Below are 26,980 nucleotides of genomic sequence, written 5' to 3' on the forward strand. Positions count from 1 at the left end.
AGCAACGGATGGCGGCCGCAGAAGAGGGCGAGTTCCTCATCGTCACCGGGATGTCGGGAGCAGGTCGCACCACCGCGGCGAACGCTCTCGAGGATCTCGGCTGGTACGTCGTCGACAACCTGCCCCCGCAGATCCTCCGGCCGCTTCTCGAGCTCACCGACATGGGCGCCGGCAACCTTCCGAAGATCGCCGCGGTCGTCGATGTCCGCGGGCGCGGTCTGTTCGACGAGCTGCCGGACGTGTACCGGGCGCTGCGCTCCCGCGGCGGGGTGAAGGTGCTCTACCTCGACGCCTCCGACGACGTCCTCGTGCGGCGTTTCGAGTCGGTGCGCCGTCCGCATCCGCTTCAGGGCGACGGCACCCTGCTCGACGGCATCCGCACCGAGCGCTCGCGGCTCGCCACGATCCGCGAATCGGCCGACCTGCTCATCGACACGTCGACGCTGAACATCCACCAGCTCGCCATGCAGGTCTCGGAGATGTTCTCGGAGGAGGGCGCAGCGCGCCATCGCCTGACCATCCTGAGCTTCGGGTTCAAGTACGGACTGCCGACGGACGTCGACCTGGTCGCAGACATGCGGTTCCTCCCGAACCCGTTCTGGAACGAGGAGCTGCGCGACTTCACCGGACGCGATGAGCCGGTGCGCGACTACGTGCTCGGCCTGCCGGGCTCCGAGCAGTTCCTCGACGCCTACGCCGCGGCGCTGCGCCCCGTGCTGGAGGGGTACCAGCGCGAGAACAAGAGCCACTCGACCGTCGCCATCGGCTGCACCGGCGGCAAGCACCGCTCTGTTGCGATGAGCGAGGAGCTGGCTCGGCGCCTGGCGGACGTGCCCGGCGTCGCGATCAACGTGCGTCACCGCGACCTCGGGCGGGAGTGACCGATCGCCCGGTCGGCATCCGACCGCCGGAGACGACCGATCGGGTCGGTGCGCCGGCCCCGGGCCTTGTAGGCTAGTCCCTTGCGTCGCGATCCGACGCCTGGATCGTGAGGAGTCCCGTGGCACTAACCACCGACGTCAAGGCCGAGCTCGTCAGCGTGCGCAACGCACCCCCGACGGTGCGCGTGGCTGAGGTGACGACCATCCTGCGTTTCGCGGGAGGTCTGCACTCCATCGCCGGTCGTGTCGCGGTGGAGGCCGAGGTGGATGCCGAGCTGCTGGCCCGTCGCGTCAGCCGCGATCTCGCCGAGATCTACGGAGTGCGGCCCGAGATCGCTCAGGTCAAGGCCAGCGCGGCGAACTCGAGCGGCACCGCCGGTGGCGCCCGCTGGGCGGTCCGCGTGATCGCGGCGGGGGAGACCCTGGCCCGCCAGACCGGCCTGCTCGACGCGCGGCGCCGCCCGGTGCGGGGCCTGCCCAACCGCCTCACCACCGGCTCTCCTGAGGAGCTCGCCGGCATCTGGCGTGGAGCGTTCCTGGCATCCGGCTCCCTCAGCGAGCCCGGTCGGTCGGCCATGCTCGAGATCTCCTGCCCGTCCGGCGAGGCCGCCATGGCGCTCGTCGGCGCCGCGCATCGCCTCGGTGTCGCGGCCAAGGCCCGCGAGGTGCGCGGCCTGCCGCGCGTGGTCGTGCGCGAGGGCGAGGCGATCCGCGCCATCCTCACCGCGATGGGCGCCCGCCGCACGGCGGTCGCCTGGGAGGAGATGCGCCAGCGCCGCGAGGTGCGCGCCGGTGTGAACCGACTGGTCAACTTCGACGACGCCAACCTGCGTCGGTCGGCGCAGGCCGCCGTGGCCGCATGCGCCCGCGTCGAGCGCGCGCTCGAGATCCTGGGCGACGATGTGCCCGAGCACCTGCGCACCGCGGGCAGCCTTCGGCTCGCGCACCGCGACGCGAGCCTCGACGAGCTCGGACACCACGCCGACCCGCCGCTCACGAAGGACGCCGTCGCCGGCCGCATCCGACGTCTGCTCGCGATGGCCGACAAGCGCGCTCAGCAGGAGGGCATCCCCGGCACCGAGGCCGCCGTCCCCGCCGGTCTCGACGGCTGAAGTCGCGCAGGCGAGCGGGATTCGAGCCCGCCGCAGCGCGCATTCGGAACATCCGGCCGCGCGGGGCGTTGTCGTCAGTAGGATGAAAAACGTCTGCTCTGCGAGGCACTTCGGCGTCGCAGAGGATCGGCAAGCGCCGTGGCGCGGCGCGGATTGGATGAAATCGACATGGCGACCTACACGCTCCCCGACCTTCCCTACGATTTCGCGGCACTGGAACCGCATATCAGCGGCAAGATCATGGAACTGCACCATGACAAGCACCACGCCGCATACGTCTCCGGCGCCAACGCGGCACTGGACGGCCTGGCCGAGGCCCGCGAGCGCGGCAACCTCGCCAATGTGAACAAGCTCGAGAAGGACCTCGCGTTCAACCTGGGCGGTCACGTCAACCACTCGATCTTCTGGACCAACCTCTCGCCCGAGGGCGGCGGACAGCCGGAAGGCGAGCTCAAGGCCGCGATCGACGAGTTCTTCGGCTCGTTCGAGAAGTTCCAGGCGCACTTCGCCGCAGCCGCCGCCGGCATCCAGGGCTCCGGCTGGGCTGTGCTCAGCTGGGATCCGATCGGCGCTCGACTGATCATCCAGCAGCTGTTCGACCAGCAGGGCAACACCGCCCAGGGCACCATCCCGCTGTTCCAGCTCGACATGTGGGAGCACGCCTTCTACCTCGACTACCTCAACGTGAAGGCCGACTACATCAAGGCCGCGTGGAACATCGCGAACTGGGAGAACGTGGCGTCACGCTTCGAGATCGCGCGTGAGAAGACCTCCGGTCTGCTGGTACTGTCGTAAAAGACCGGCGTCCTGATGGGCGTTCGGTCCATCAGGACGCCGTTGTCCGCGCATTCCGTAAGAATTACGCATTTCCCCGAGTAAGAACCAGGAGACTTTCGTGTCTGTTAAGATCGGTATCAACGGCTTCGGTCGTATCGGACGTAACTTCCTTCGTGCGGCGCTCGCACAGAACGCTGACATCGAGATCGTCGCGGTCAACGACCTCACCGACAACGCCGCGCTGGCTCATCTCCTCAAGTACGACTCGGTGGGCGGCCCGCTCGGCGTCGAGGTCACCCACCAGGGCGACGTCATCACCGTCGGCGGCAAGGACATCAAGGTGTTCGAGGAGCGCGACCCGGCGGCTCTGCCCTGGGGCGAGCTCGGCGTAGACATCGTCATCGAGTCCACCGGCCGCTTCACCAAGGCGGCCGACGCCTCGAAGCACATCGCCGGCGGTGCGAAGAAGGTCATCATCTCGGCGCCCGGCACCGACGTCGACGGCACCTTCGTCATGGGCGTGAACGAGGACACCTACGACTCAGCCACGATGAACGTCATCTCGAACGCCTCGTGCACCACCAACTGCCTGGCGCCGCTCGCCAAGGTCTTCAACGACAAGTTCGGCATCGAGCGCGGCTTCATGATGACCGCGCACGCCTACACCGCAGACCAGAACCTGCAGGACGGCCCGCACAGCGACCTGCGCCGTGCCCGCGCAGCGGCGATCAACATCGTCCCCGCCTCGACCGGTGCCGCGAAGGCCATCGGCCTCGTGCTTCCCGAGCTCAACGGCAAGCTCAGCGGCTCGTCGTACCGCGTGCCCGTCCCCACCGGCTCGATCGTCGACCTCACCATCATCGCCGAGCGCGATGGCCTGACCGTCGACGAGATCAACGCCGCGTACCGTGACGCGGCAGCCGAGGGTCGTCTGCAGGGCATCCTGGAGTACACCGAGGACCCGATCGTCTCGAGCGACATCCAGCTCAACCCGCACTCGTCGATCTTCGACTCGGAGCTGACCAACGTCAGCGGCAACCTCGTCAAGGTCTCGAGCTGGTACGACAACGAGTGGGGCTACTCCAACCGTCTCGTCGACCTCACCGAGTACGTCGCCGAGCGTCTCTGAGCCATGGCGCTGCGCACTCTCGAGTCACTGGGTTCCCTGTCGGGCAAGCGGGTCATCGTCCGCTGTGATCTGAACGTCCCGCTGAAGGACGGCGTCATCACCGATGACGGTCGCGTCCGGGCGTCGCTGCCCACGCTCAAGGCCCTCACCGATGCCGGCGCGCGCGTGATCGTGTGCTCGCACCTGGGGCGCCCTGACGGCGCTCCCGACCCCCGGTACAGTCTCGAGCCGGTCGCGCAGCGACTGTCTGAGCTGCTCGAGGCGCCCGTGGCCTTCGCTGCGGACACCGTGGGCGATTCGGCGCACCAGGTCGTGGCGGGTCTCGAGGACGGCGGCATCGCCGTCCTCGAGAACCTGCGGTTCAACCCCGGCGAGACCTCGAAGGACGACGCCACCCGCGCGACGTTCGCCGGTCAGCTCTCCGAGCTGGGCGACGCCCTCGTCTCCGACGGGTTCGGGGTCGTGCACCGCAAGCAGGCCAGCGTCTACGACCTGGCCGAGCTGCTGCCGTCCGCAGCGGGACTGCTGATCGCGGCCGAGCTGGACGTGCTCGATCGTCTGACCGAGAACCCCGAGCGTCCGTACACGGTGGTGCTCGGCGGGTCGAAGGTCAGCGACAAGCTCGGCGTGATCTCGCACCTGCTGCCGCGTGTCGATCGGCTGCTCATCGGCGGCGGGATGCTCTTCACCTTCCTCGCGGCCGAGGGCCACGCCGTGGCCGCCAGCCTGCTCGAGAAGGATCAGCTCGAGACCGTCCGCGGCTACATCGCCGAGGCGAAGGAGCGCGGCGTCGAGCTCGTGCTGCCCACCGACGTCGTCGTCGCCTCGGGATTCGCCGCGGACGCGGATCATGAGACCGTCGCGGCGGATGCCATCGAGCAGAGCTCGTTCGGGGCATCCGGAATCGGCCTCGACATCGGCCCTGACACCGCGAAGGCGTTCGCCGACGCCGTGCGCTCGTCTTCGACCGCCTTCTGGAACGGGCCGATGGGCGTGTTCGAGTTCCCGGCCTTCGCGGCAGGGACGAAGGCCGTCGCGCAGGCGCTCGCCGAGGTCGACGGCCTCGGCGTGGTCGGCGGAGGGGACTCGGCCGCGGCGGTGCGTCAGCTCGGATTCTCGGACGACCAGTTCGGACACATCTCGACGGGCGGAGGCGCCAGCCTCGAGTTCCTCGAGGGCAAGAAGCTACCGGGCCTCACGGTCCTCGGATGGGAGTAAACCCTGTGACCAGCGCGCAGAACCGCCGCACACCGCTCATCGCGGGCAACTGGAAGATGAACCTCGATCACCTTCAGGCCGTTGCGACCGTGCAGAAGCTGCACTGGACGCTGAAGGACGCGGGGCACGAAGGCGACTCCGTCGAGGTGGCGGTGTTCCCGCCGTTCACCGACATCCGCAGCGTGCAGACGCTGATCGACGCCGATAAGATCCCGTTCGCCCTGGGCGCCCAGGATCTCTCGGCACACGACTCCGGCGCGTACACCGGCGAGGTGTCGGGCGCGTTCCTGTCGAAGCTGAACGTCGGCTACGTGATCATCGGTCACTCCGAGCGCCGCGAATACCACCGCGAGGACGACTCGCTCGTGAACGCCAAGGTCAAGGCCGCGCTGAGGCACGGCCTCATCCCGGTGATCTGCGTCGGCGAGACCGCCGAGGATCTCGAGAAGTACGGCGCCAGCGCCGTGCCGGCCGGCCAGCTCGAGAAGGCGCTCGAAGGCGTTCCCGCATCGGCGGACATCGTCGTGGCGTACGAGCCGGTCTGGGCGATCGGCTCGGGTCAGGCGGCGACTCCCGCTCAGGCGCAGGACGTCTGTGCCGCGCTGCGCGGCGTGCTCGCTGAGGTGCTCGACGAGGAAGCGGCCGCCCGCACCCGAGTGCTGTACGGGGGATCGGTCAAGTCGGGCAACATCGCCAGCTTCATGCGCGAGCCGGATGTGGACGGTGCGCTGGTGGGCGGCGCGAGCCTCGTCGTCGACGAGTTCGCGGCGATCGTGCGGTTCCAGAAGCACGTCGGCGTGTGAGTCGGGACGGGGCGCGAGAGCGCCTCGTCCTATAATTGACCGCTAGACGGGCATTCCGGCCCCGGCGAAAGGCTTTCCTCGTGCAGGTTCTCGAGTTCGTTCTGCAGGTGCTCACTGGCATCACCAGTGTGCTGCTGACGCTCCTCATTCTTCTTCACAAGGGTCGCGGTGGCGGCCTGTCCGACATGTTCGGCGGTGGGATGTCGGCTGCGGTCGGCTCTTCCGGCCTCGCCGAGCGCAACCTCAACCGATTCACGATCGTGCTCGCCCTGATCTGGTTCATCTCGATCGTCGCGCTCGGTCTCATCACGAAGTTCCAGGTGATCTGATGGCTACCGGAGGAAACGCGATCCGCGGCACACGTGTCGGCTCGGGTCCCATGGGCGAGCAGGACCACGGCTACCACGCCGACCGCATCCCCGTGTCGTACTGGGACGGCCTCGGCAACGAGACCGTCCGCTACTTCGCGGCCGGGCTCCCCGACGAGGAGATCCCCGAGACGATCGACCACCCGCAGAGCGGGCTGCCCGCGGGGCGCGATCGGCAGAACCCGCCGACGCTCGCCAAGCCCGAACCGTACAAGACACATCTCGCGTACGTGAAGGAGCGCCGCACCGACGAAGAGGCCAAGCAGCTTCTCGAGGACGCCCTCACGCAGCTGCGCGAGCGTCGCGGCGGCAACTGAGCATCGAGACATGAAGAACCCCCGGTGGTACCACCCCCGGGGGTTCTTCTCTGTGCCGGGCTCCGGGCGCGCCGGATCGGAGAACGCCGGATGATTGAAGAAGGCCCCCACCTCGCGGTGGGGGCCTTCTTCAGGAGAGGGGATGACGGGAATCGAACCCGCGTCATTAGTTTGGAAGACTAAGGCTTTACCATTAAGCTACATCCCCGGAATTCCGGCGGTGTCTCGCCCTCTCAGGCGCCCGCTGAGCGGAGCACCTCGTAAAGCATAGCGGACGGAGCGACGTGTTCCGTCCGTTAGACTCGTCAGGGCCGTTCCCGTGTGCGGGTTCAAGCCGGGGCGTAGCTCAGCTTGGTAGAGCGCCCGCTTTGGGAGCGGGAGGTCGCAGGTTCAAATCCTGTCGCCCCGACCACGGTCGAAGACTTCACGACCGCGTCGTCAACGCGGAAACCACAAGGAGACACACCAGCATGGCCAACAGCACCGTCGAGAAGCTGTCCCCGACCCGGGTCAAGCTCACCATCACGGTCACCCCTGAGGACCTCAAGCCCAGCATCGCCCACGCCTACGAGCACATCGCCCAGGACGTGCAGATCCCCGGCTTCCGCAAGGGCAAGGTCCCGGCTCCGATCATCGACCAGCGCGTCGGCCGCGGCGCCGTCATCGAGCACGCCGTGAACGAGGCCCTCGACGGCTTCTTCCGTGAGGCTGCCGCCGAGCACAACGTCCGCATGGTCGGCCGTCCCGCTGCCGACATCACGCAGTGGCCGAACGAGAAGGACTTCTCGGGTGACCTGCTCGTCGACATCGAGGTCGACGTGCGCCCCGAGATCGAGCTCCCCGAGCTCTCGGACATCACCCTCACGGTCGATGCCGTCGAGGCCGACGAGGCGGCGATCGACGCCGAGCTCGACAACCTGCGCGCGCGCTTCGGCACCCTGATCCCCGTCGACCGTCCGGCTGCGACCGGTGACTTCGTCGAGCTCGACCTCGTCGCCACCATCGACGGCGCCGAGATCGACCGCGCCGAGGGCGTGTCGTACGAGATCGGCTCGGGCGAGCTGCTCGAGGGCATCGACGAGGCGCTGGACTCACTCACCGCCGGTGAGGAGACGACGTTCCGCTCGGCTCTCGTGGGCGGCGACCACGCCGGCGAGGAGGCCGAGGTCTCGGTGACGCTCAAGGCCGTCAAGGAGCGCGAGCTGCCCGAGGCCGACGACGACTTCGCTCAGATGGCGTCGGAGTTCGACACCGTCGCAGAGCTGCGCGAGAGCCTCGCCGAGCGCGTCGCCCAGCAGGGCGTCTTCACCCAGGGCGCCGCCGCCCGCGACCAGCTCATCGAGAAGCTGCTCGAGCAGGTCGAGATCCCCGTTCCCGCTCAGCTCATCGAGGACGAGGTGCACGCGCACCTCGAGAACGAGAACCGCCTCGAGGACGACGAGCACCGTGCAGAGGTGGCCGAGGCCAGCGAGAAGCAGTTCCGCACGCAGGTGCTGCTCGACACGATCGCCGAGAACGCGAACGTCCAGGTGTCGCAGGAGGAGCTCAGCCAGTACCTCATCCAGTCGGCCGCGCAGTACGGCATGGCGCCGCAGGAGTTCGTCGAGGCGCTGCAGGGTGCCGGCCAGCTGCCCGCCCTCGTCGGCGAAGTCGCCCGCAACAAGGCCCTCGCCGCGACCCTCGGCAAGGTGAACATCGTCGACAGCAACGGCAAGAAGGTCGACCTGTCGGAGTTCATCGGCGATGCCGAGGACGAGGACGCCGCTGACGCCGAGGAGGCTCCTGCCGCTGAGGAGAAGCCCGCCCCGAAGAAGAAGGCTCCGGCGAAGAAGAAGGCCGCGACCGAGAAGGCCGCAGCCGACGACGATGCCGAGAAGCCCGCCAAGAAGCCTGCCGCGAAGAAGGCTCCGGCCAAGAAGGCAGCTGCGAAGAAGGACGAGGCTGAGAAGGCCGAGTGATCATCGCGTGATCGTACGAGGAAGGCGGATGCTGCACAGCATCCGCCTTCTTCCGTCTGCGGCGCCGCCACGCTGATATGCCGACGGCGAACACGGCCGGGCGCGCGTGCCGCCGCCGGTAGATTCGAACCACCGACACACGGAAACAGGAGCTGACATGGCTGAACCCCTGATGGCGACGAGCGTCTTCGACAGGCTGCTCAAGGACCGCATCATCTGGCTGGGCTCTGAGGTGCGCGACGAGAACGCGAACGAGATCTGCGCGAAGATCCTCCTTCTCGCCGCCGAGGACTCGGAGAAGGACATCTACCTCTACATCAACTCTCCCGGCGGGTCGATCACCGCGGGCATGGCGATCTACGACACCATGCAGTTCGTGCCCAACGACATCGTCACGGTGGGCATCGGAATGGCCGCCTCGATGGGTCAGCTGCTGCTGACCAGCGGCACCAAGGGCAAGCGCTACATCACCCCGAACGCCCGCGTTCTTCTGCACCAGCCGCACGGCGGCTTCGGCGGAACGGCCAGCGACATCCAGACCCAGGCTCAGCTGATCCTGTCGATGAAGCGTCGCCTCGCCGAGATCACGGCCGGCCAGACCGGCAAGACGGTCGAGCAGATCAACGCCGACGGCGACCGCGACCGCTGGTTCACCGCCGACGAGGCCCTCGAGTACGGCTTCGTCGACCACATCCGCGAGCACGCCAGCGACGTCACCGGCGGCGGCGGCACCGGCGCAGACCAGTAAGGAAGGAACACACACATGCACACCCCCACCTTCCGCGCTGCCGGAAACCTGCCCTCCAGCCGCTACGTGCTGCCCCAGTTCGAAGAGCGCACGGCCTACGGCTTCAAGCGCCAGGACCCGTACAACAAGCTCTTCGAGGATCGCGTGATCTTCCTCGGCGTGCAGGTCGACGACGCATCGGCCGATGACGTCATGGCGCAGCTGCTCGTGCTCGAGAGCCAGGACGCCGACCGCGACATCACCATGTACATCAACTCGCCTGGTGGATCGTTCACCGCGATGACGGCGATCTACGACACCATGCAGTACGTCGCGCCGCACATCCAGACGGTCGTGCTCGGACAGGCCGCCTCGGCGGCATCCGTCCTGCTCGCCGCCGGAACCCCGGGCAAGCGACTGGCACTGCCCAACGCCCGCGTGCTCATGCACCAGCCGGCGATGGGCGAAGCAGGTCACGGCCAGGCATCCGACATCGAGATCCAGGCCGCTGAGATCCTGCGCATGCGCACCTGGCTCGAGGAGACGATGGCGCGCCACACCGGCAAGCCCGTGGAGCAGGTGAACCGCGACATCGACCGCGACAAGATCCTGTCGGCGGCCGAGGCGCTCGAGTACGGCATCGTCGATCAGGTGCTCACCTCGCGCAAGCGCGCCTGACCCGCCGAACATGAAAGAGCGGCCCGGACACGCGTCCGGGCCGCTCTTTCGTGCGCGGAAGGCTCATCGAGCCCCGCACGCTGCTCGCGCCGCCATCGGCCCCGAGTACGCTGGAGTTCCCACCCTTTCCGACCTGGAGGCCCACGTGTCCGCATCCCTCGCCCGGCACATCGATCACACGCTGCTCAAGCCCGAGGCGACGCGCGCAGACGTCGCCGCGGCGATCGCGGAGGCCGCCGACCTCGGAACCTACAGCGTGTGCCTGTCGCCGTCCGCTCTGCCCCTCGACCTGCCGGAAGGGCTGAAGCTCGCCGTCGTGATCGGCTTCCCCAGTGGCAAGCACCATTCGTCGATCAAGGCTGCCGAGGCCTCTCTCGCCGTGGCCGAGGGCGCAGACGAACTCGACATGGTCATCGACATCGGCGCGGCCGTCGAAGGGCGCTACGCCGACGTCGAAGCCGACATCCGCGCAGTGCGCGACGCCGCCCCGCGACCCGTCGTCCTCAAGGTGATCATCGAGTCCGCCGCGCTGACCGACGATGCCATCGTCGCCGTCTGCCGCGCTGCCGAGAGCGCCGGGGCCGACTTCGTGAAGACGTCCACCGGCTTCCACCCGGCCGGCGGCGCCAGCGTGCACGCCGTGTCGCTCATGAAGAAGACGGTGGGCGACCGCCTCGAGGTCAAGGCATCCGGCGGCATCCGCACCGCTGCCGACGCGGGGGCGATGATCGAGGCGGGCGCGACTCGCCTCGGACTGTCGTCGTCACGCGCGATCCTCGAGGGCGCGAAGGCGGCCGAGGGGTACTGAACACCACCTGACCGGCTCCAATGCCGTCCTGTGTCGGTGCGTGCGGTTAGGCTCGATTGACGGCATCAGGACTCTGCCTGACCGAATGCTCGAGGAGGACGCGCATGGCACGCATCGGTGAAAGCGCTGACCTGTTCAAATGCTCTTTCTGCGGAAAGAGCCAGAAGCAGGTCCAGCAGCTGATCGCCGGTCCCGGTGTGTACATCTGCGACGAATGCGTCGAGCTGTGCAACGAGATCATCGAGGAGCGCATGGCCGAGGCCGGCGGCGGTCCCGTCGCCGATTTCGAGCTGCCGAAGCCCCGCGAGATCTTCTCGTTCCTCGAGGAGTACGTGGTCGGTCAGGATTCTGCGAAGCGCTCTCTGGCCGTGGCGGTCTACAACCACTACAAGCGTGTGCGTGCCCGCGGCACGATCCAGTCCGCCGAGCAGAAGGCGGAGGAGGTCGAGGTCGCGAAGAGCAACATCCTGATGCTCGGGCCGACCGGCTGCGGCAAGACCTATCTCGCGCAGACCCTCGCCAAGCGGTTGAACGTGCCGTTCGCGGTCGCCGATGCGACGGCTCTCACCGAGGCGGGCTACGTCGGCGAGGACGTCGAGAACATCCTGCTCAAGCTCCTGCAGGCGGCCGACTACGACACGAAGCGCGCCGAGACGGGCATCATCTACATCGACGAGATCGACAAGATCGCCCGCAAGGCCGAGAACCCGTCGATCACGCGCGACGTGTCCGGTGAGGGCGTGCAGCAGGCGCTGCTGAAGATCCTCGAGGGGACGGTCGCCTCGGTACCGCCGCAGGGCGGACGCAAGCACCCGCACCAGGAGTTCCTGCAGATCGACACGACGAACGTGCTGTTCATCGTCGCCGGGGCCTTCGCGGGCCTGGAGGAGATCATCTCGGCCCGCGTCGGCAAGCACGGTGTCGGGTTCGGCGCTCCGCTGCACGACAAGGGCAAGGACCTCGACCTGTTCAGCGAGGTGCTGCCTGAGGATCTGCACAAGTTCGGGCTCATCCCCGAGTTCATCGGCCGACTCCCCGTCGTCACCTCGGTGTCGCCGCTCGATCAGGATGCCCTGATCGACATCCTCACGGGTCCCCGCAACGCCCTGGTCAAGCAGTATCAGCGTATGTTCGAGATCGACGGGGTGCAGCTGGAGTTCGAGGACGACGCACTGCGTTCCATCGCCGACCTCGCCGTGCTGCGCAAGACAGGCGCGCGCGGCCTCCGTGCGATCCTCGAGGACGTGCTCGGCCCGATCATGTTCGAGATCCCGTCGGCCGAGGATGTGTCGAAGGTCGTGGTCACGAAGGCCGCGGTCGAAGAGGGTGCTGCACCCACCGTGGTTCTCGCGCGCAAGCGCAAGAGCGCCTGAGCGGTGTGACAGACGAGCACCCGCAGGCCTGGCGCGTCGCCGACAGCACGCAGATCGTCAAAGATCGCTGGATCGACCTGCGCGCGGACACGTGCGTCGACGGTCGAGGCCGCACCATCGCGCCCTACTACGTCCTGAACCCGGCCGACTGGATCACCGTCCTCGCCGTCGACGACTGGGGAAACCACACCAACCGGTCGCACCATCTCCTCGCGCGGGGCTGCCGCCGGGTCGCCGCGCAGTCGCTCGACGACAGCGAGATCATCACCGTGCACCTGGAGCCGGTCGACTCCCTCGGCGATCGACTCGAGCAGAGCTACCACCTGCTCACCTGGATGAAGGCGATGCCGCGGCTGCACGCTGCTGCAGCCGACTGAGCAGGGCATCGCCGGGGTCGTGCATGCTTCCGAAGTGCGCCGGAGCCGGAGCCGCAGCCTGAGCCGGCGCCGGGCCCTCAGCCCTCGAGTCCGCGGCGCTTCAGCAGCGGTCCGATCTCGGCATCCCGACCGCGGAAGTCGCGGTAGGCCTCCAGCGGATCCTTCGAGCCGCCCACGCCGAGCAGGCGCGAGCGGAACCGGTCACCGTTCTCGCGCGTGAGTCCGCCGTTCTCGCGGAACCACTCCACGGTGTCGGCGTCGAGCACCTCGCTCCAGATGTAGGAGTAGTACCCGGCGCTGTAACCGCCCGAGAAGACGTGCGCGAAGTACGCCGACGAGTAGCGGGTGGGCACGACGGGGTTGAGTAGCCCTACATCGGCCAGCGCCGCGCGTTCGAACTCCGCGACGTCAGCCACTGCTGAGCCGGCACCGACCCGGTGCCAGGCCTGGTCGAGCCAGGCTGCCGCCAGGTACTCGCTGGTCGCGTGGCCCTGGTCGAACGTCTCCGAGGCACGCAGCCGCTCGACGGTGCCGGCGTCGAGCGGCTCGCCGGTCTCGTGGTGACGTGCATAGCTGCTCAGCACCTCGTGCCACAGGATCCACATCTCGTTGACCTGACTGGGGAACTCGACGAAGTCGCGGAACACGTTCGTCCCCGAGAAGTGGGGGTAGGTGACGCGAGCGAACAGCCCGTGCAGCGCATGGCCGAACTCGTGGAACAGCGTGGTGACCTCGTCGAGGGTCAGCAGCGTGGGCATCCCGTCGGCGGGGCGTGAGACGTTGAGGTTGTTCGCGACTACCGGCAGGGTGCCGCGCAGAGCCGACTCGCTGACGATCGGGTTCATCCACGCACCGCCGCGCTTGGTGTCGCGGGTGTACAGGTCGAGCACGTAGAGACCGACCGTCGAACCGTCCTCATCGTGCACCTCGAAGACCCGCGCATCCGGATGGTACGACGACAGATCCGAGCGCTCGGTGAAGGTGATGCCGTACAGCTTCGTCGCGGCGAAGAAGACTCCGTCGCGCAGCACCCGCTCGGCCTCGAAGTACTCGCGCAGCTCGGCCGTGTCGATGTCGAAGCGGGCCTGACGCACCTTCTCGGTGTAGAAGGCCCAATCGTGGGCAGCGAGGGGGTACGGCTCGGCCTCGTTCTCGTCGATGATCTGCTGCAGCGCCGCGCCCTCGCGCTGCGCGTTGCGAGCCGCCGGAACGGCCAGCTCCCGCAGCATCCGCTCCACCGCCTCCGGGGTGCCCGCCGTCTCGTCGGCCGTGATGTACGCGGCATGCGATGGGTATCCCAGCAGCGCGGCCCGCTCGGCGCGGAGCGCGACGATCTCGGTGAGCACCGCGCGGTTGTCGTTCTCGTTCCCCCGCGCGGCACGGGCGAGCGACGCCTGCATGATGCGGCGGCGGCTCTCGCGCACGGTGAGGGATGCCAGGTACGGATGCCCGCTGAACAGCGGCAGCGACACGAGGTACCTGCCCTCGAAGCCGCGCTCGGCAGCGGCGCGGGCGGTGGCGCTGAGCTCACCCGCGGAGAGGCCGTCGAGATCGGCGGCGTCGTCGAAGATCACCGCGAGATCGTTCGTGTCGTTCAGCAGGTTCTTCTCGAACGTCGTGCTGAGGGTCGACAGGCGCTGGTTCAGCGCGGTCAGCCGCGCCTTCGACTCGGCGTCGAGCGCCGCACCCGCATGCGTCATCTCGCGGAAGTGCCGCTGCACGAGGTAACGCTGCTCGTCGGTGAGGTCGAGCCGGTCGAGCATCGCATGCAGCTGCGCCACCCGCCCGTACAGCGCGCCGTCGAGGCGGATCGCGTCGTCGTGCGCGGCCATCAGCGGGGCGAGCTGCTCATCGATCTGCTGGATCTCGGGCGTCGCATCCGCTGAGCTGACGGTGTAGAAGGCGTGGGCGACACGATCCAGCGTCTCGCCGCTGCGCTCCAGCGCCTCGATGGTGTTCTCGAACGTCGGCATCGAGCGCACCACGGTGATGGCCCGCACCTCGGTGAGGTGCTCGTCGAACGCCGCCGCGAATGCCGGCAGGTAGTGCTCGGGCCGGATGGTCGCGTAGTCCGGCATCCCGTAGGGGAGCGTCGACGGGGACAGCAGCGGATTCGAGGCCTGGGTCATGAGCCGAGTCTATGATCACACCATCAGCGGCTGAGCCGGCCCATCACCCGCTGCAGTCCTTCGACGACCAGCCGGACGCTGCGTCGGCGCAGCGTCTCGGGTCGGGCGAGCACGTCGATCAGGCGGTGCGTGCTCACACCGAGGAGCGGGATGCGCACGATCTCGCTGTCGTCGACGCTACGGGAGGTGAACCGGGGCAGCAGCCCGACCACGCCGCCCGCGGCGACGGCGGCGGTGACCGCGCCGTAGTCGTTGATGCGGTGCTGCACTCGGGGCGCGATGTTCGCGACGGCGGCGATCGCGCCCAGCACGTCGTCGGGGGAGTAGCCGATCCGGCTCGTCACCCATCGTTCCGCCGCGATGTCCTTCGGCGTAACCGACGAGCGGGCGGCGAGCGGGTGTGTCGTCGCGACCGCGACGTCGAGCGGCTCGCGAACGAGGGTGAGGCTGCGCACACCCTGCGACGGCCACGGCTCGGAGTGCTCCATGCGGTGCGCGAGCACGAGGTCGTAGCGGGCGGTGAGCGCGGGGAACTCGCTCTGCGCGACATCCTCATCGGTCAGCTGCACTGTCGGCGAGGCTTCGCCACGGGCGAGATCGCGCAGCAGCGCGCCGAACAGCGCCTGGCCCGCGCTGTGGAAGCCGCTCACGCTGACCACGCCGGCGGGATCCTGCTCGAACGCGTCCAGCGCACCGCGGGCAGCGGCCATGGCATCCAGCGCCTCGCCTCCCGCCTCGGCGAGCACCCGACCGGCGGCCGTCAGCGTGAGGGTGCGGCCCTGGCGACGAGTGAGCGGCGTGCCCACTCCGCGCTGCAGGGCGGCGAGCTGCTGTGAGACGGCCGAAGGGGTGACGTGCAGCGCATCGGCCACCGCTGTGACGCTGCCCAGCGTCCCGAGCTCGCGCAGGATCTGCAGCTGATGGAGTTCCACCAGGTGATCTTACCTTTCAGTGCTACTTAACAGAGGATGCAGAAAGACGGCGTTGCTCTACATCGTGAAGTGCAGTGAGATCGAAGTATGAAGGCACTGTTCAAGAGCGAACCGCGCGCCGGGTTCGCGCTCGTGGAGCGCCCCGATCCGGTGGCGGGTACCGGCGAGGTCGTCATTCGGGTGCTGCGCACCGGGATCTGCGGCACGGATCTGCATATCCACCGCTGGGACGACTGGGCCGCCTCCGCCATCCGCACACCACTGATCCCAGGGCATGAGTTCTACGGCGAGGTCGTCGAGGTCGGCGACATGGTGCACGACATCGCCGTCGGCGACCGCGTCTCGGGCGAGGGGCACATCGTGTGCGGCACGTGCCGCAACTGCCGCGCCGGACGTCGGCAGATGTGCATCCGCACCATCGGCCTCGGCCTGCAGCGCGACGGCGCGTTCGCCGAGTACCTGTCGCTGCCGGCGACCAACGTCTGGGTGCACCACGACGACGTGACGCCGGAGCTCGGCGCGATCTTCGATCCGCTCGGCAACGCCGTGCACACCGCACTGATGTACCGGGTGATCGGCGAGGACGTGCTGATCACCGGGTGCGGGCCCATCGGCCTGATGTCGATCGCCGTCGCCCGTCACGCCGGCGCGCGCTTCATCGTCGCCACGGACGTCAGTGCGCCTCGCCTCGACATGGCGAGCCAGATGGGCGCCGACGCGGTGGTCGACGTCTCGCAGCAGGACATCCGCGAGGCGCAGCGCGCGCTCGGCATGCGCGAGGGCTTCGACATCGGCTTCGAGATGAGCGGTGCGCCGTCGGCCCTGCCCGCCATGATCGACAACATGAACCATGGCGGCCAGATCGCCATGCTCGGCCTTCCCAGCGCCGGATTCGACATCGACTGGGGCAAGCTCGTCACCCACATGCTCACCATCAAGGGCATCTACGGGCGCGAGATGTTCGAGACGTGGAACGCCATGGGGGCCATGCTGCAGACCAGCGCTGCCCTGCGCGAATCGATCGCTCGCGTGATTGCCGAGGTGATCCCCGCGCGCGACTGGGAGCGGGGCTTCGCCGCCGCAGAGTCGGCAGGCACGGGCAAGATCATCCTCGACTGGACCGAGCTGTGAGAACCGAGCTGTAAGGAGCCGTCATGTACGCGACATTCAAGGATCACCTGCGGGCCGAGCTCGCCGGCATCGAAGAGGCGGGACTCACCAAACGCGAGCGGGGCATCAGCGGGCCGCAGAAGGCGGAGATCAGCACGGGTGGGCACGACGTGCTCAACTTCTGCGCCAACAACTACCTGGGCCTCGCCGACGACCCGCGCATCCTCGGCGCCGCTCACCGTGCGCTCGACGATTGGGGCTACGGGCTGGCCAGTGTGCGCTTCATCTGCGGCACGCAGGAGCAGCATCTGGAACTCGAGCGCCGTCTGGCGGCCTTCCTCGGCACCGACGACGCGATCCTCTTCTCCTCGTGCTTCGACGCGAACGGCGGCGTCTTCGAGACGCTGTTCACCGCCGACGACTCGATCATCTCTGACGAGCTGAACCACGCATCCATCATCGACGGCATCCGCCTGTCCAAGGCGCGCCGCCTGCGCTACCGCAATCGCGACATGTCCGATCTCGAGGAGCAGCTGAAGGCGGCGGCGGATGCCCGCTTCCGCGTCATCGTCACCGACGGCGTGTTCTCGATGGACGGCTACATCGCACCTCTCCAGGAGATCTGCGATCTCGCTGAGCGATACGACGCGCTGGTGTTCGTCGACGATTCGCACGCGGTCGGCTTCGTGGGCGAGAACGGCCGGGGGACCCCCGAGCTGTGCGGTGTCGCCGATCGAGTCGACATCTACACCGGCACGTTCGGCAAGGCGCTCGGCGGCGCCTCCGGCGGCTATGTCGCCGCGCACCGCGACATCGTGGCGCTGCTGCGCCAGCGCTCGCGACCGTATCTGTTCTCGAACACCCTCGCCCCGTCGATCGTGGCGGGCACGCTGACCGCGCTCGACCTCGTCGAAGGATCCGCCGACCTGCGTGCGCGACTGACGCGGAACGCCGGGCTGTTCCGCCGGCGCATGACCGAGGAGGGCTTCGAGCTGCTGCCGGGCGAGCATCCGATCGTCCCGGTGATGTTCCACGACGCCGCGCTCACCGCGCGAGTCGCCGACGAGATGCAGCGACAGGGCGTGTACGTGACCGCGTTCAGCTTCCCCGTCGTGCCGCGTGGCGAGGCGCGCATCCGGGTGCAGCTCTCCGCTGCGCACACGAGCGAGCAGGTCGAGCGCTGCGTGGCGGCATTCGTCGCGGCGCGGAAGGTCGTCAGCTGACGGGCCCCGGCCAGTACCGGCGCCGAATGAGCGCCCAGTCATCGTCAGGCAGGTGCGGATACGGCAGCGAGGCGCCAAGGCAGTACCTGCTGACTGCGTGAGGCCGCACTCCGCGCCACGCCCCCACTCTCCCGCACGGCACCGGACGTCGCCGCTCGATGAGAGAGTTCTCACCTACGCGAGACGGTACTCGAAGATGCAAAGAGATGCTTGCAAATGTTTCTTTGCAAGAGTATCTTTGCGTCTATGGTCACCAACGATTCACAGGGTCGCACGCTCGACGCCGGGGCGCTGAAAGCACTCGCTCATCCGCTGCGCGTGCGCATCTACGACCTGCTCAGCGAGCGGGGGCCGCAGACGGCGAGCAGTCTCGCATCGCTGATCGGTGAGACATCGGGAGCGACCAGCTACCACCTTCGGGCCCTGGCCGCGCAGGATCTCATCCGCGAGGTGCCGGATCGCGGCACGGCGCGCGAGCGATGGTGGGAGCGACCCAAAGGGCGCATCAACATGCCGGGTCCGGCGGAGGCGATGTCGCCGTCGAACCGCGCCGCGGCGCAGATCGTGACCACCGAGTTCCTGCGGCTGCGTCATCAGACGCTGATGGATTACATCAACCGCCCCGAATCCGAGCAGCCGGAGGGCTGGGAGGATGCCGGCCTCATCATGACGACGATGCTCGACGTCACCGCCGAGCAGATGGCCGAGCTCAAGCAGGAGCTGACTGCGGTGATCGACGCCGCGGTCGAGCGCTACCGCGGGCAGGAATCCCTGCCTGGCACTCGGCGCGTGTCGCTGCGCGCCGAGGTCTTCGACCTTCCCGTGGCGAACAGCCGCGGCACGATGAAACAGGAGTGATCATGGTCACAGCGACTCTTCATCTCGTCTCACCCACCCCGTTCGAGCGCGTGCTGCAACAGATAGCGGCCGCCCTCACCGGTCACGTCGAGCGACGAATCCTCGCCAGGGCGGAGCGCCGCGAGCTCGCACTCGACCTGCTTCGCGAGCAGCAGACCAGACGGCACGACCCGCGCCAGGTCGATCACCTCCTCGCGACGGTCGGACTCCCGCGTCGCTGATCCTGCCGGCGATGGGCGCGGCGGGGCTCAGTCCTCGAAGGGCCGGGCGACGACCTCGCCGGATGCCGTGAGGAAGACCTCCCACCCGGCATCCAGCTCTGCGATCGGGTGGCCCTCCAGCCAGGTGAGCGTCCAGTGACCCTTCGACGGGCTCCGGGGCACGTTCGACAGGCTCAGGGACCCGTTCGGCAGGGATCCGGACAACCGCGACTCGACCTCGGCGATCGCCGGGCGCAGTGCCGCGGGAACGGAGGCCGGCGGCTCCGCGCCGGCCTCCCACCGCGTGCCGAGCTGCATGATCAGCCCTCCGCCGGCGCCAGCTCGATGGCCGTGACCGCGAGCTGGTCCGCTTCGGCGAACGTCAGCTCGGCGATGCGGCCGACCGCACGCAGGTCGTCGGCGGCGGCGCGCAACGCGTCGATCCTCGCGGCAGGAGCGGCGATGGTCGCCGATGCGACCGGGGTCTTCTGCGATGCCTTCGCCTCGGTCTTCGCCCGGCGGATGCCGATCAGGGCCTCGCTGGCTGCGGACAGCACCGCCGTGTCCCCGTCGATCCCGAGCGGCTCCGGCCAGGCCGCCGTGTGGATCGATCCCTCCTCGAACCATGACCAGGCCTCCTCTGTCGCGAACGACACGATCGGCGCGAGCAGGCGCAGCAGCGTCGACAGCGCGAGGCGCAGAGCGAGGGCGGCCGAGGCCTGGTTCACGTCGGTCTGGTCGTAGGCGCGCTCCTTGACGAGCTCGAGGTAGTCGTCGCAGAACGTCCAGAAGAACGCCTCGGTGATCTCGAGGGCCTTCGCCTGGTCGTAGTTCTCGTATGCCGTGGTCGCCTCGCGCACCACCTGGTCGAGGGCCGTGAGCATCGACGCGTCGAGCGCATGCGTGACGCGCGCGCCCTCCGGCACGGGGAACGACAGCACGAACTTCGCAGCATTGAGGATCTTGATGGCCAGGCGGCGTCCGATCTTCACCTGCGTCGGGTTCTGCGGGTCGAATGCGGCGTCCATGCCCAAGCGGCTGGATGCCGACCAGTAGCGCACCGCATCAGAGCCGTGCGTGGACAGGATGTCGGCCGGGGTGACGACGTTGCCCTTCGACTTCGACATCTTCTTGCGGTCGGGGTCGACGATGAAGCCCGAGATGGCGGCGTTGCGCCACGGCGAGCGCTGGTCCTCGAGCGTCGAGCGCAGCATGGTCGAGAACAGCCAGGTGCGGATGATGTCCTGACCCTGCGGGCGCAGGTCGAACGGTGCCACGGTGTTCCACAGCTCCTCGTCGCGCTGCCAGCCGCCGGCCAGCTGCGGGGTGAGCGAGGAGGTCGCCCAGGTGTCGAAGATGTCCTGCTCGGCGTCGAATCCGCCGGGCACGCCGCGCTGGTCCTCGGTGTAGCCCTCCGGCACGTCCGTGGTCGGATCGATGGGCAGGCTCGCGAGCGACGGCGTCAGCACGCGGTCGTAGTCGCGCTCGCCGTTCTCGTCGAGGGCGTACCAGACGGGGATCGGCACGCCGAAGAACCGCTGGCGCGAGATGAGCCAGTCGCCGGTGAGGCCGCCGACCCAGTTCTCGTAGCGCACGCGCATGAAGTCGGGATGCCAGCTCAGCTCGCGGCCGTTCTCGAGCAGCTGCTCGCGCAGCTGCGGGTCGCGGGAGCCGTTGCGGATGTACCACTGCCGCGTCGAGACGATCTCGAGCGGGCGGTCGCCCTTCTCGAAGAACTTCACGGCGTGGCTGAAGGGCTTGCCGACCTCGAGCAGGTCGCCCGACGCCTGAAGCTGCTCGACGATGATCTTGCGGGCGCTGAAGACGGTCTTGCCGGCGAGCTCCGCATACGCGGCACGGCCCGCGTCCGACGTGATCGCCTCGGGGACATCGGCGAGCACGCGGCCGTCCTTGCCGAGGATGGTGCGGTTGGGCAGGTCGAGCTCGCGCCACCAGATGATGTCGGTCACATCGCCGAAGGTGCAGATCATGGCGATGCCCGAGCCCTTGTCAGGCTGGGCGAGGTGGTGGGCGAGCACGGGCACCTCGACGTCGAAGATCGGGGTGCGCACGGTCTTGCCGAAGTAGGGCTGATACCGCTCGTCGTCGGGGTGCGCGACCAGCGCCACGCACGCGGGCAGCAGCTCGGGGCGGGTCGTCTGGATCTCGATGTCGCCCGAGCCGTCGGTCTTGTGGAAGGCGACGCGATGGTAGGCGGCCTGCTGGTCGCGGTCCTCGAGCTCTGCCTGGGCGATCGCCGAACGGAAGTCGATGTCCCACAGGGTCGGCGCCAGCGACTGGTACGCCTCGCCGCGCTCGAGTCCGCGCAGGAACGCGAGCTGGCTCTGGCGGATCGTGTCGTCGGAGATGGTGCGGTAGGTCTGGGTCCAGTCGACGCTGAGGCCGAGCTGGCGGAACAGCGCCTCGAACTGCTTCTCGTCCTCGACGGTCAGCTTCTCGCACAGCTCGATGAAGTTGCGGCGGCTGATGGGCTGCTGGTCGGCAGCGCGGGACGACTTGTTGTCACCGCCTTCGAACGGCGGCGTGAAGTCGGGGTCGAAGGGCAGAGTCGGGTCGCAGCGCACGCCGTAGTAGTTCTGCACGCGGCGTTCGGTGGGCAGACCGTTGTCGTCCCAGCCCATCGGGTAGAACACGTTCTTGCCGCGCATGCGCTCGAAGCGCGCCTTGATGTCGGTGTGCGTGTACGAGAACACATGCCCGATGTGCAGGCTGCCGGACGCCGTCGGCGGGGGAGTGTCGATCGAGTAGACGCTGTCGCGTCCGGATGCCGTGGCCTGGGCACGATCGAAGAGGAAGGTGCCCTCGTCCGACCAGCGCTCACCCCACTTCGCTTCGAGGCCTTCGAGCGCGGGCTTGTCGGGAATGCGTGACATGGAGGACTCCTCGAACGATGTGTGCGGCACTGTGTGAGCGTGCCTGAGTGTGGTTGTTCGGCGAGTCTACCGGTCGCCGAATGACCGGCCCTAGATCGACTGCGTCCAACAACCGCCGGTAAGATGGAGTGTTCCCCTTCTCCGCATGCATCGAGGTTCCCGAATGCCTTCTTTCCCTGTGCGTCGTCTTCTGCCGCTGGCCGCCCTGGCCGCGGCATCCGCCCTTCTGCTCAGCGCCTGTGCACGACCGGCCGGTGACGCCGGCGGTTCCGAGGCCGAGCTCGTCTGGGCGATCGAGGGCGCCAACCTCTCGGCCGGACACATGGATCCGCAGACCAGCCAGCTCGACGTGTCGGGGATGGTGCAGCGTCAGGTGCTCGACTCCCTGGTCTTCCAGGAGGCCGACGGGTCGTTCTCGCCGTGGCTCGCGAAGAGCTGGAAGGTGTCCGAAGACGGCAAGACGTACACGTTCGAGCTTCGCGACGACGTCGCGTTCTCCGATGGCACGGCGTTCGATGCCGAGGCCGTGAAGGCGAACTTCGACCGGATCGTCGATCCCGCCACCAAGTCGGCGCAGGCGGCGAGCATGCTCGGTGGCGAGCTGTATGCAGGCACCGAGGTCGTCGGCGAGCACACGGTCGAGGTCAGCTTCACTCAGCCGTACGCACCGTTCCTGCAGGCGGCCAGCACGGCGCAGCTCGGGTTCTGGTCGCCGAAGGCGCTCGCGTCGTCGAACGACGAGCTCGCAGCCGGCGGTCCCGACGTCTCGATCGGCACCGGTCCGTTCGTGCTCAGCGAGTACACCGCCGACCAGGAGATCGTCTACACCCGCAACGACGACTACACCTGGGGCCCCGACGGCGCGACGGCTCCGAAGATCAAGACCCTGCGCGTGGAGCTGCTGCCCGAGGCATCCGTCCGCGCCGGCGTGCTCGCATCGGGCGAGGCGGACGTCGCGACCCAGCTGCCGCCGAACGTCGTCGCCGACCTCGGCGACGACGTCACGGTCACCGCCAAGGAGTACCCGGGCCTGCCGTACTCGCTGTTCCTCAACGAGAAGCACGGCGTCTTCGCCGATCAGAAGGTGCGTCAGGCGTTCTCGCGGGCGATCGACATCGATGCGGCCGTCGACGAGATCTTCTTCGGCGAGTTCCCCCGCGCGTGGAGCATCCTTGGTCCCACGACCCCCGGCTACGACAAGAGCCTCGAGGGCAGCTGGCCGTTCGGCGCCGATGAGGCGAACGCCCTGCTCGATGAGGCCGGCTGGACAGAGCGCGGCGCCGACGGCATCCGGATGAAGGACGGCAAGCGCCTCTCGGCCCGCTGGATCGCCTGGACCCCGATCTCGGACGACCGCACCGCGCTCGCCAACGCCATTCAGTCCGACCTGAAGGACGTCGGCTTCGAGATCGTCCGGGAGAAGCTCGAACCCGCCGCCTACAACGAGCAGTACGGCCCGAAGACGTACGACATCACCGACTGGGACTTCTCGGGCGTGGATGCCGACCTGCTGCGCAGCCACCTCGGCACCGACGGGTTCCAGAACGCCTCGCAGGTGAGCGATCCCGCCGTCGACGAACTGCTCGAGCGCGGGCTCTCGACATCGGACACGTCGGAGCGGGCGGAGATCTACACCGAGCTGCAGCAGTGGAACGCCGAGCATGTCGCGATCGTGCCGCTGTACGTGTCATCGCTGATCACCGGATCCGTGAAGGGCGTCGAGGGCCTGGAGTACGACCTGTACGGCCGGCCGCTGTTCTACAGCGCGAGCGTCAGCCGCTGACGTGCGGCGCGCCCTGGTCCGGATCGCCGGGACCGCCGCCTCCGCCGTGCTCGTCCTCTGGGGCGCGGCGACGCTGGCCTTCCTGGCGCTGCGGATCATCCCCGGCGATGCCGTCTCGGTCATGCTCGGCCCGCAGGCGAAGGTGAGCGAGGCGGTGAAGGCGGCGGTCAGGGCCGATCTCGGCCTCGACCGCCCTCCGCTCGAGCAGTACCTCTCGTACATCGGGGGACTCCTGCGTGGTGATCTGGGGACGTCGTATCAGCTCCGGATGCCCGTGACCGAGGTCATCGGCCGTCAGCTCGGGCCCACCGTGCAGCTCACGGCGCTGGCGCTGCTGACCGCGGTTCTCGTCGCGCTCGCCGTGGCGCTGTTCGCGCGACGCGGGCTCGCGAGGACCGTGGTGGTCGCGGGGGAGCTGATCGTGCTCTCGTCGCCGGTGTTCTGGATCGGCATCGTCCTGCTGGCGGTCTTCGCCTTCGGGGTGGGCTGGTTCCCCGTGGCGGGCACGCGCAGCGCTGCCACGGTGGTGCTGCCCGCGCTCACGCTCGCACTTCCGGTCGCGGCGCTGATCGGTCAGGTGCTGCGCGACGGCATCGACGAGGCCGAGCGACAGCCGTTCGCCGAGACCGTCCGCTCCCGCGGCGCCGGATCGTCCCGCCTCGTGCTGCGGCACTCGCTGCGCCACGGCGCGGCGAGCGCGCTCACCCTCACTGCCTATCTCATCGGCTCGCTGCTCGGCGGTGCGGTGCTCGTCGAGACCGTGTTCGCGCGGCCCGGGCTCGGGCGGGTGACGCTGACCGCCATCGTCGACCGCGATCTGCCCGTCGTCGCGGGCGTGATCATGCTCAGCGCCCTCGTGTTCGTCATCGTGAACGTGATCGTCGAGCTGCTGCATCCGATCATCGACCCGCGACTGCGCGCGCGGTCCGCCGCGTTCGAGGCGCCCGCCATCGAGGAGCGCCGATGATCGCCCGACGGGTGGGGCTGGGGTGCGCCGCGGCCTTCCTCGTCGTCGTCGCGCTCGCCGCGGCATTTCCCGACCTGCTCGCCACCCATGACCCGCTGCGCACCGATGTGCGCTCGGCGCTCGAGGCGCCGGGGCCGGCCCACCTGTTCGGCACCGACCAGTCGGGCCGCGACGTGTTCTCGCGGGTCGTGCACGGAGCCGCACGCTCCGTCGGGATCGGACTGCTGGCGACGACGCTCGCGGTGATCGCCGGTCTCGTGCTCGGCTCGCTCTCGGGCGTCGCACCCCGAGCGGTGGATGCCGCGGCGATGCGCGTCACCGACATCCTGCTCGCTTTCCCCGAATTCCTCATCGCGCTGATCGTCGTGGCGGTGCTCGGCCCTGGCGCGGTCAACGTCGCCATCGCGGTGACGATCGCGGCGGTGCCGGTGTACATCCGGCTCGCCCGCACGCAGACCCGCACGCTGCGCATCGCAGAGCACGTGGAGGCGGCCCGCATCCTGGGCGTCGGCGCCGTGCGCACCTTCACCCGGCACGTCGCGCCCGGGGTCCTCGGGACGCTGAGCGTGCTCGCCACCATCGGCATCGGGTCGAGCATCCTCGCCGCCGCCGGCCTCAGCTTCCTCGGCCTCGGCCCCTCGGAGCCGGCTCCGGAATGGGGACTCATGCTCTCGGGCGGACGCAATGTGCTCGGCCGCGCCTGGTGGATCTCGGTCTTCCCGGGTCTTGCCATCACGCTGACCGTGATCAGCGCCACGGTGCTCGGCCGAGCCCTGCGCGCGCGAGCCGAGGGGAGGCGCTCATGAGCGCGGTGCACGTGCGGGGACTGCGCATCCGCATCGGCGCGCAGGCGATCGTCGACGGGGTCGATCTCGACATCGCCCCGGGCGAGTGCGTGGCGATCGTCGGCGAATCCGGGGCCGGCAAGTCGCTCACCGCACGTGCGCTGCTCGGGATGCTGCCGGACGGCGCCCGCATGACAGCGGACGAGCTGCGGATCGACGGCATCGACGCCGCCGGGCTCGGCGAGGCCTCGTGGCGTGCCCTGCGCGGCCGGCGCGTCGCGCTCGTCTCGCAGGACGCGCTGGCCGCGCTCGATCCGCTGCGCCGGATCGGCCGCGAGGTCGCCGAGCCGATGGAGATCCACCGCCTGCACCGCAGTGACCGGCAGGCGCAGGTCGTGCGGCTGCTGGCTTCCGTGTCGCTGCCCGAACCGGAGAGGCGCGCGCGCAGCCGCCCGCACGAGCTGTCGGGCGGGATGCGTCAGCGAGCGCTGATCGCGTCGGCACTCGCCGCCGATCCCGCGGTGCTGGTCGCCGACGAGGCGACGACGGCGCTGGACGCCACGGTGCAGGCGCGCATCCTCGCTCTGTTGCGCTCGATCGCCGACGACGGACGAGCCGTACTGTTCATCAGCCACGACTTCGCGGCGGTGCGGCGGGTGGCCGATCGGGTGCTGGTGATGCGCGCGGGGCGCATCGTGGAGCACGGTGGCGTGGCGGAGGTCATGGCGTCGCCGCGCGAGGAGTACACCCGCGCCCTCGTCGAGGCGAGCATCCTGCGCGCGCGCACCCCGACGCGACCGGCGGGTGAGCTGCTGCTGCAGGTGCGCGACGTGTCGAAGCGGTTCGAGCGGCCCGCGGTCATCGGCGCCTCATTCGCTCTCGTGTCCGGCCGCACGCTCGGCGTCGTCGGGGAGTCCGGGTCAGGCAAGACGACCCTCGCCCGGATGCTGATCGGCGTGGAGCGGCCCGACAGCGGAGTGATCGAGTGGGCGTCGGCGCAGCGGGTGCAGCTCGTGCACCAGAATCCGCTCGGCGCGTTCGACCCGCGGTGGACGATCGGCCGGTCGATCGCCGAGGCGCTGCAGGCCGCCGGCGCCCGTCGTGGCGATCGCTCCGCTGCCGTGGCGGCCCTGCTCGCGGAGGTGGGACTGGATGCGGAGCTCGGACGTCGGCGCCCTCGTCAGCTGTCCGGCGGGCAGCTGCAGCGCGCCGCCATCGCACGGGCGCTCGCCGCCGACCCGCAGGTGCTCGTGCTCGATGAGCCGGTGTCCGCTCTGGACCCCACCGTGCGCGCTCGGGTGCTCGACCTGCTCGCGCGCCTGCAGATCGAACGCGGGCTGACGATGGTCTTCGTCTCGCACGACCTCGCTGTCGTCGCGGCGGTCTGCGACGACGTGCTGGTGATGCGCGACGGTGTGATCGTCGAGCGCGGCCCTGTGGCCGACGTGTTCGCCGCGCCGACGCATCCGTTCACGAGGGAGCTCCTCGCCGCCGGCAGATGAGCGGCGGAGTGGGCACCAGGGCGCGTCGGCTCCCAGCGAAATCCCAGGTTCGCTATGGTGGGGCGCAGCAG

At 68.8% G+C, this 26,980-nt stretch carries 26 protein-coding genes and 2 tRNA genes; 23 read left to right on the forward strand and 5 right to left on the reverse strand.

All coding sequences use genetic code 11. The annotated features are described in order from the left end of the window. Window positions 1-8: 8 nt before the first annotated feature. From rapZ to PGB26_RS09470, 8 genes are all read left to right on the forward strand, one after another. The gene (gene rapZ / locus PGB26_RS09435) at window positions 9-881 is read left to right on the forward strand and encodes an RNase adapter RapZ (RefSeq protein WP_271637374.1); all 873 of its coding nucleotides are present in this window, start codon (window positions 9-11) and stop codon (window positions 879-881) included. A gap of 119 nt (window positions 882-1,000) precedes the next feature. After that, window positions 1,001-1,993, forward strand: a complete 993-nt coding sequence (gene whiA, locus PGB26_RS09440; RefSeq protein ID WP_271637375.1) for a DNA-binding protein WhiA — start codon at window positions 1,001-1,003, stop codon at window positions 1,991-1,993. 168 nt (window positions 1,994-2,161) lie between these two features. Continuing rightward, window positions 2,162-2,788, forward strand: a complete 627-nt coding sequence (locus PGB26_RS09445; protein WP_271637376.1) for a superoxide dismutase — start codon at window positions 2,162-2,164, stop codon at window positions 2,786-2,788. Between the two features lie 100 nt (window positions 2,789-2,888). Next, on the forward strand, window positions 2,889-3,899 hold the full coding sequence (gap, locus tag PGB26_RS09450) for a type I glyceraldehyde-3-phosphate dehydrogenase (RefSeq protein ID WP_271637377.1): 1,011 nt from the start codon (window positions 2,889-2,891) through the stop codon (window positions 3,897-3,899). 3 nt (window positions 3,900-3,902) lie between these two features. Continuing rightward, window positions 3,903-5,117, forward strand: a complete 1,215-nt coding sequence (locus tag PGB26_RS09455; RefSeq protein WP_271637378.1) for a phosphoglycerate kinase — start codon at window positions 3,903-3,905, stop codon at window positions 5,115-5,117. 56 nt (window positions 5,118-5,173) lie between these two features. Beyond that, entirely contained in the window at window positions 5,174-5,920 is a 747-nt protein-coding gene (tpiA, locus tag PGB26_RS09460; protein WP_271639632.1) for a triose-phosphate isomerase, read from the forward strand. Between the two features lie 80 nt (window positions 5,921-6,000). Beyond that, a complete protein-coding gene (secG, locus tag PGB26_RS09465; protein ID WP_101186835.1) occupies window positions 6,001-6,249 on the forward strand; it encodes a preprotein translocase subunit SecG in 249 nt (82 codons plus the stop codon). Further along, window positions 6,249-6,605 carry an RNA polymerase-binding protein RbpA gene (locus PGB26_RS09470; RefSeq protein ID WP_271637379.1) on the forward strand — a complete coding sequence of 119 codons (357 nt, stop codon included), beginning with the start codon at window positions 6,249-6,251 and terminating at the stop codon, window positions 6,603-6,605. The genes secG and PGB26_RS09470 overlap by 1 nt, the downstream gene beginning before the upstream one ends. A 137-nt stretch (window positions 6,606-6,742) precedes the next feature. On the opposite strand, the gene PGB26_RS09475 is transcribed toward PGB26_RS09470, so the two are convergent. After that, window positions 6,743-6,813, reverse strand: a tRNA-Gly gene (locus tag PGB26_RS09475). A gap of 127 nt (window positions 6,814-6,940) precedes the next feature. Between PGB26_RS09475 and PGB26_RS09480 the strand changes: the two genes are divergently transcribed. The 7 genes from PGB26_RS09480 to PGB26_RS09510 all read left to right on the forward strand — a co-directional run bounded on the left by PGB26_RS09480 (window position 6,941) and on the right by PGB26_RS09510 (window position 12,526). Further along, window positions 6,941-7,017, forward strand: a tRNA-Pro gene (locus tag PGB26_RS09480). A gap of 58 nt (window positions 7,018-7,075) precedes the next feature. Beyond that, window positions 7,076-8,563 carry a trigger factor gene (gene tig / locus PGB26_RS09485; protein WP_271637380.1) on the forward strand — a complete coding sequence of 496 codons (1,488 nt, stop codon included), beginning with the start codon at window positions 7,076-7,078 and terminating at the stop codon, window positions 8,561-8,563. A 157-nt stretch (window positions 8,564-8,720) separates the two neighbouring features. Further along, window positions 8,721-9,311, forward strand: coding sequence for an ATP-dependent Clp protease proteolytic subunit (locus PGB26_RS09490; protein ID WP_071643102.1), 591 nt, complete (start codon window positions 8,721-8,723; stop codon window positions 9,309-9,311). A 15-nt stretch (window positions 9,312-9,326) separates the two neighbouring features. After that, window positions 9,327-9,968 (forward strand): ATP-dependent Clp protease proteolytic subunit, encoded by a 642-nt coding sequence (locus tag PGB26_RS09495; protein ID WP_271637381.1) that lies wholly within the window; start codon window positions 9,327-9,329, stop codon window positions 9,966-9,968. Window positions 9,969-10,113: 145 nt separating this feature from the next. Beyond that, window positions 10,114-10,776 carry a deoxyribose-phosphate aldolase gene (gene deoC / locus PGB26_RS09500; RefSeq protein ID WP_333909422.1) on the forward strand — a complete coding sequence of 221 codons (663 nt, stop codon included), beginning with the start codon at window positions 10,114-10,116 and terminating at the stop codon, window positions 10,774-10,776. A gap of 104 nt (window positions 10,777-10,880) precedes the next feature. Further along, on the forward strand, window positions 10,881-12,149 hold the full coding sequence (gene clpX / locus PGB26_RS09505; RefSeq protein WP_271637382.1) for an ATP-dependent Clp protease ATP-binding subunit ClpX: 1,269 nt from the start codon (window positions 10,881-10,883) through the stop codon (window positions 12,147-12,149). A gap of 5 nt (window positions 12,150-12,154) precedes the next feature. Next, on the forward strand, window positions 12,155-12,526 hold the full coding sequence (locus PGB26_RS09510; protein ID WP_271637383.1) for a hypothetical protein: 372 nt from the start codon (window positions 12,155-12,157) through the stop codon (window positions 12,524-12,526). Window positions 12,527-12,603: 77 nt separating this feature from the next. Here PGB26_RS09510 and PGB26_RS09515 read toward each other — a convergent pair whose 3' ends face one another. After that, window positions 12,604-14,655 (reverse strand): M3 family metallopeptidase, encoded by a 2,052-nt coding sequence (locus PGB26_RS09515; protein ID WP_271637384.1) that lies wholly within the window; start codon window positions 14,653-14,655, stop codon window positions 12,604-12,606. Between the two features lie 23 nt (window positions 14,656-14,678). Beyond that, complete coding sequence (locus PGB26_RS09520) at window positions 14,679-15,587, reverse strand: LysR family transcriptional regulator (protein ID WP_271637385.1); 909 nt, start codon at window positions 15,585-15,587, stop codon at window positions 14,679-14,681. Between the two features lie 87 nt (window positions 15,588-15,674). Between PGB26_RS09520 and tdh the strand changes: the two genes are divergently transcribed. The 4 genes from tdh (at window position 15,675) to PGB26_RS09540 (ending at window position 18,999) form a co-directional block, all read left to right on the forward strand. Next, on the forward strand, window positions 15,675-16,718 hold the full coding sequence (tdh, locus tag PGB26_RS09525; RefSeq protein ID WP_271637386.1) for an L-threonine 3-dehydrogenase: 1,044 nt from the start codon (window positions 15,675-15,677) through the stop codon (window positions 16,716-16,718). A 23-nt stretch (window positions 16,719-16,741) separates the two neighbouring features. Beyond that, window positions 16,742-17,920: a glycine C-acetyltransferase gene (locus PGB26_RS09530; RefSeq protein ID WP_271637387.1), complete on the forward strand. Its 1,179-nt coding sequence runs from the start codon at window positions 16,742-16,744 to the stop codon at window positions 17,918-17,920. A gap of 246 nt (window positions 17,921-18,166) precedes the next feature. After that, entirely contained in the window at window positions 18,167-18,778 is a 612-nt protein-coding gene (locus PGB26_RS09535) for a winged helix-turn-helix domain-containing protein (RefSeq protein WP_271637388.1), read from the forward strand. A 2-nt stretch (window positions 18,779-18,780) separates the two neighbouring features. Next, window positions 18,781-18,999 (forward strand): hypothetical protein, encoded by a 219-nt coding sequence (locus PGB26_RS09540; protein ID WP_271637389.1) that lies wholly within the window; start codon window positions 18,781-18,783, stop codon window positions 18,997-18,999. A gap of 27 nt (window positions 19,000-19,026) precedes the next feature. Here PGB26_RS09540 and PGB26_RS09545 read toward each other — a convergent pair whose 3' ends face one another. Beyond that, window positions 19,027-19,296, reverse strand: coding sequence for a hypothetical protein (locus PGB26_RS09545; protein WP_271637390.1), 270 nt, complete (start codon window positions 19,294-19,296; stop codon window positions 19,027-19,029). 2 nt (window positions 19,297-19,298) lie between these two features. After that, window positions 19,299-21,872 (reverse strand): valine--tRNA ligase, encoded by a 2,574-nt coding sequence (valS, locus tag PGB26_RS09550; RefSeq protein ID WP_271637391.1) that lies wholly within the window; start codon window positions 21,870-21,872, stop codon window positions 19,299-19,301. A gap of 163 nt (window positions 21,873-22,035) precedes the next feature. On the opposite strand from valS, the gene PGB26_RS09555 reads away from it, so the two are divergent. From PGB26_RS09555 to PGB26_RS09570, 4 genes are read left to right on the forward strand one after another with little or no spacing between them, the layout of a single operon-like run. Further along, a complete protein-coding gene (locus tag PGB26_RS09555) occupies window positions 22,036-23,655 on the forward strand; it encodes an ABC transporter substrate-binding protein (protein WP_271637392.1) in 1,620 nt (539 codons plus the stop codon). Between the two features lies 1 nt (window position 23,656). Beyond that, entirely contained in the window at window positions 23,657-24,622 is a 966-nt protein-coding gene (locus PGB26_RS09560; protein WP_271637393.1) for an ABC transporter permease, read from the forward strand. Then, window positions 24,619-25,428: an ABC transporter permease gene (locus PGB26_RS09565; protein WP_271637394.1), complete on the forward strand. Its 810-nt coding sequence runs from the start codon at window positions 24,619-24,621 to the stop codon at window positions 25,426-25,428. Before PGB26_RS09560 ends, PGB26_RS09565 begins: the two co-directional genes overlap by 4 nt. After that, window positions 25,425-26,909, forward strand: a complete 1,485-nt coding sequence (locus PGB26_RS09570; RefSeq protein ID WP_271637395.1) for an ATP-binding cassette domain-containing protein — start codon at window positions 25,425-25,427, stop codon at window positions 26,907-26,909. Before PGB26_RS09565 ends, PGB26_RS09570 begins: the two co-directional genes overlap by 4 nt. Window positions 26,910-26,980 lie beyond the last annotated feature (71 nt).

Source organism: Microbacterium sp. nov. GSS16, from assembly GCF_028198145.1.
Taxonomy (GTDB): domain Bacteria; phylum Actinomycetota; class Actinomycetes; order Actinomycetales; family Microbacteriaceae; genus Microbacterium.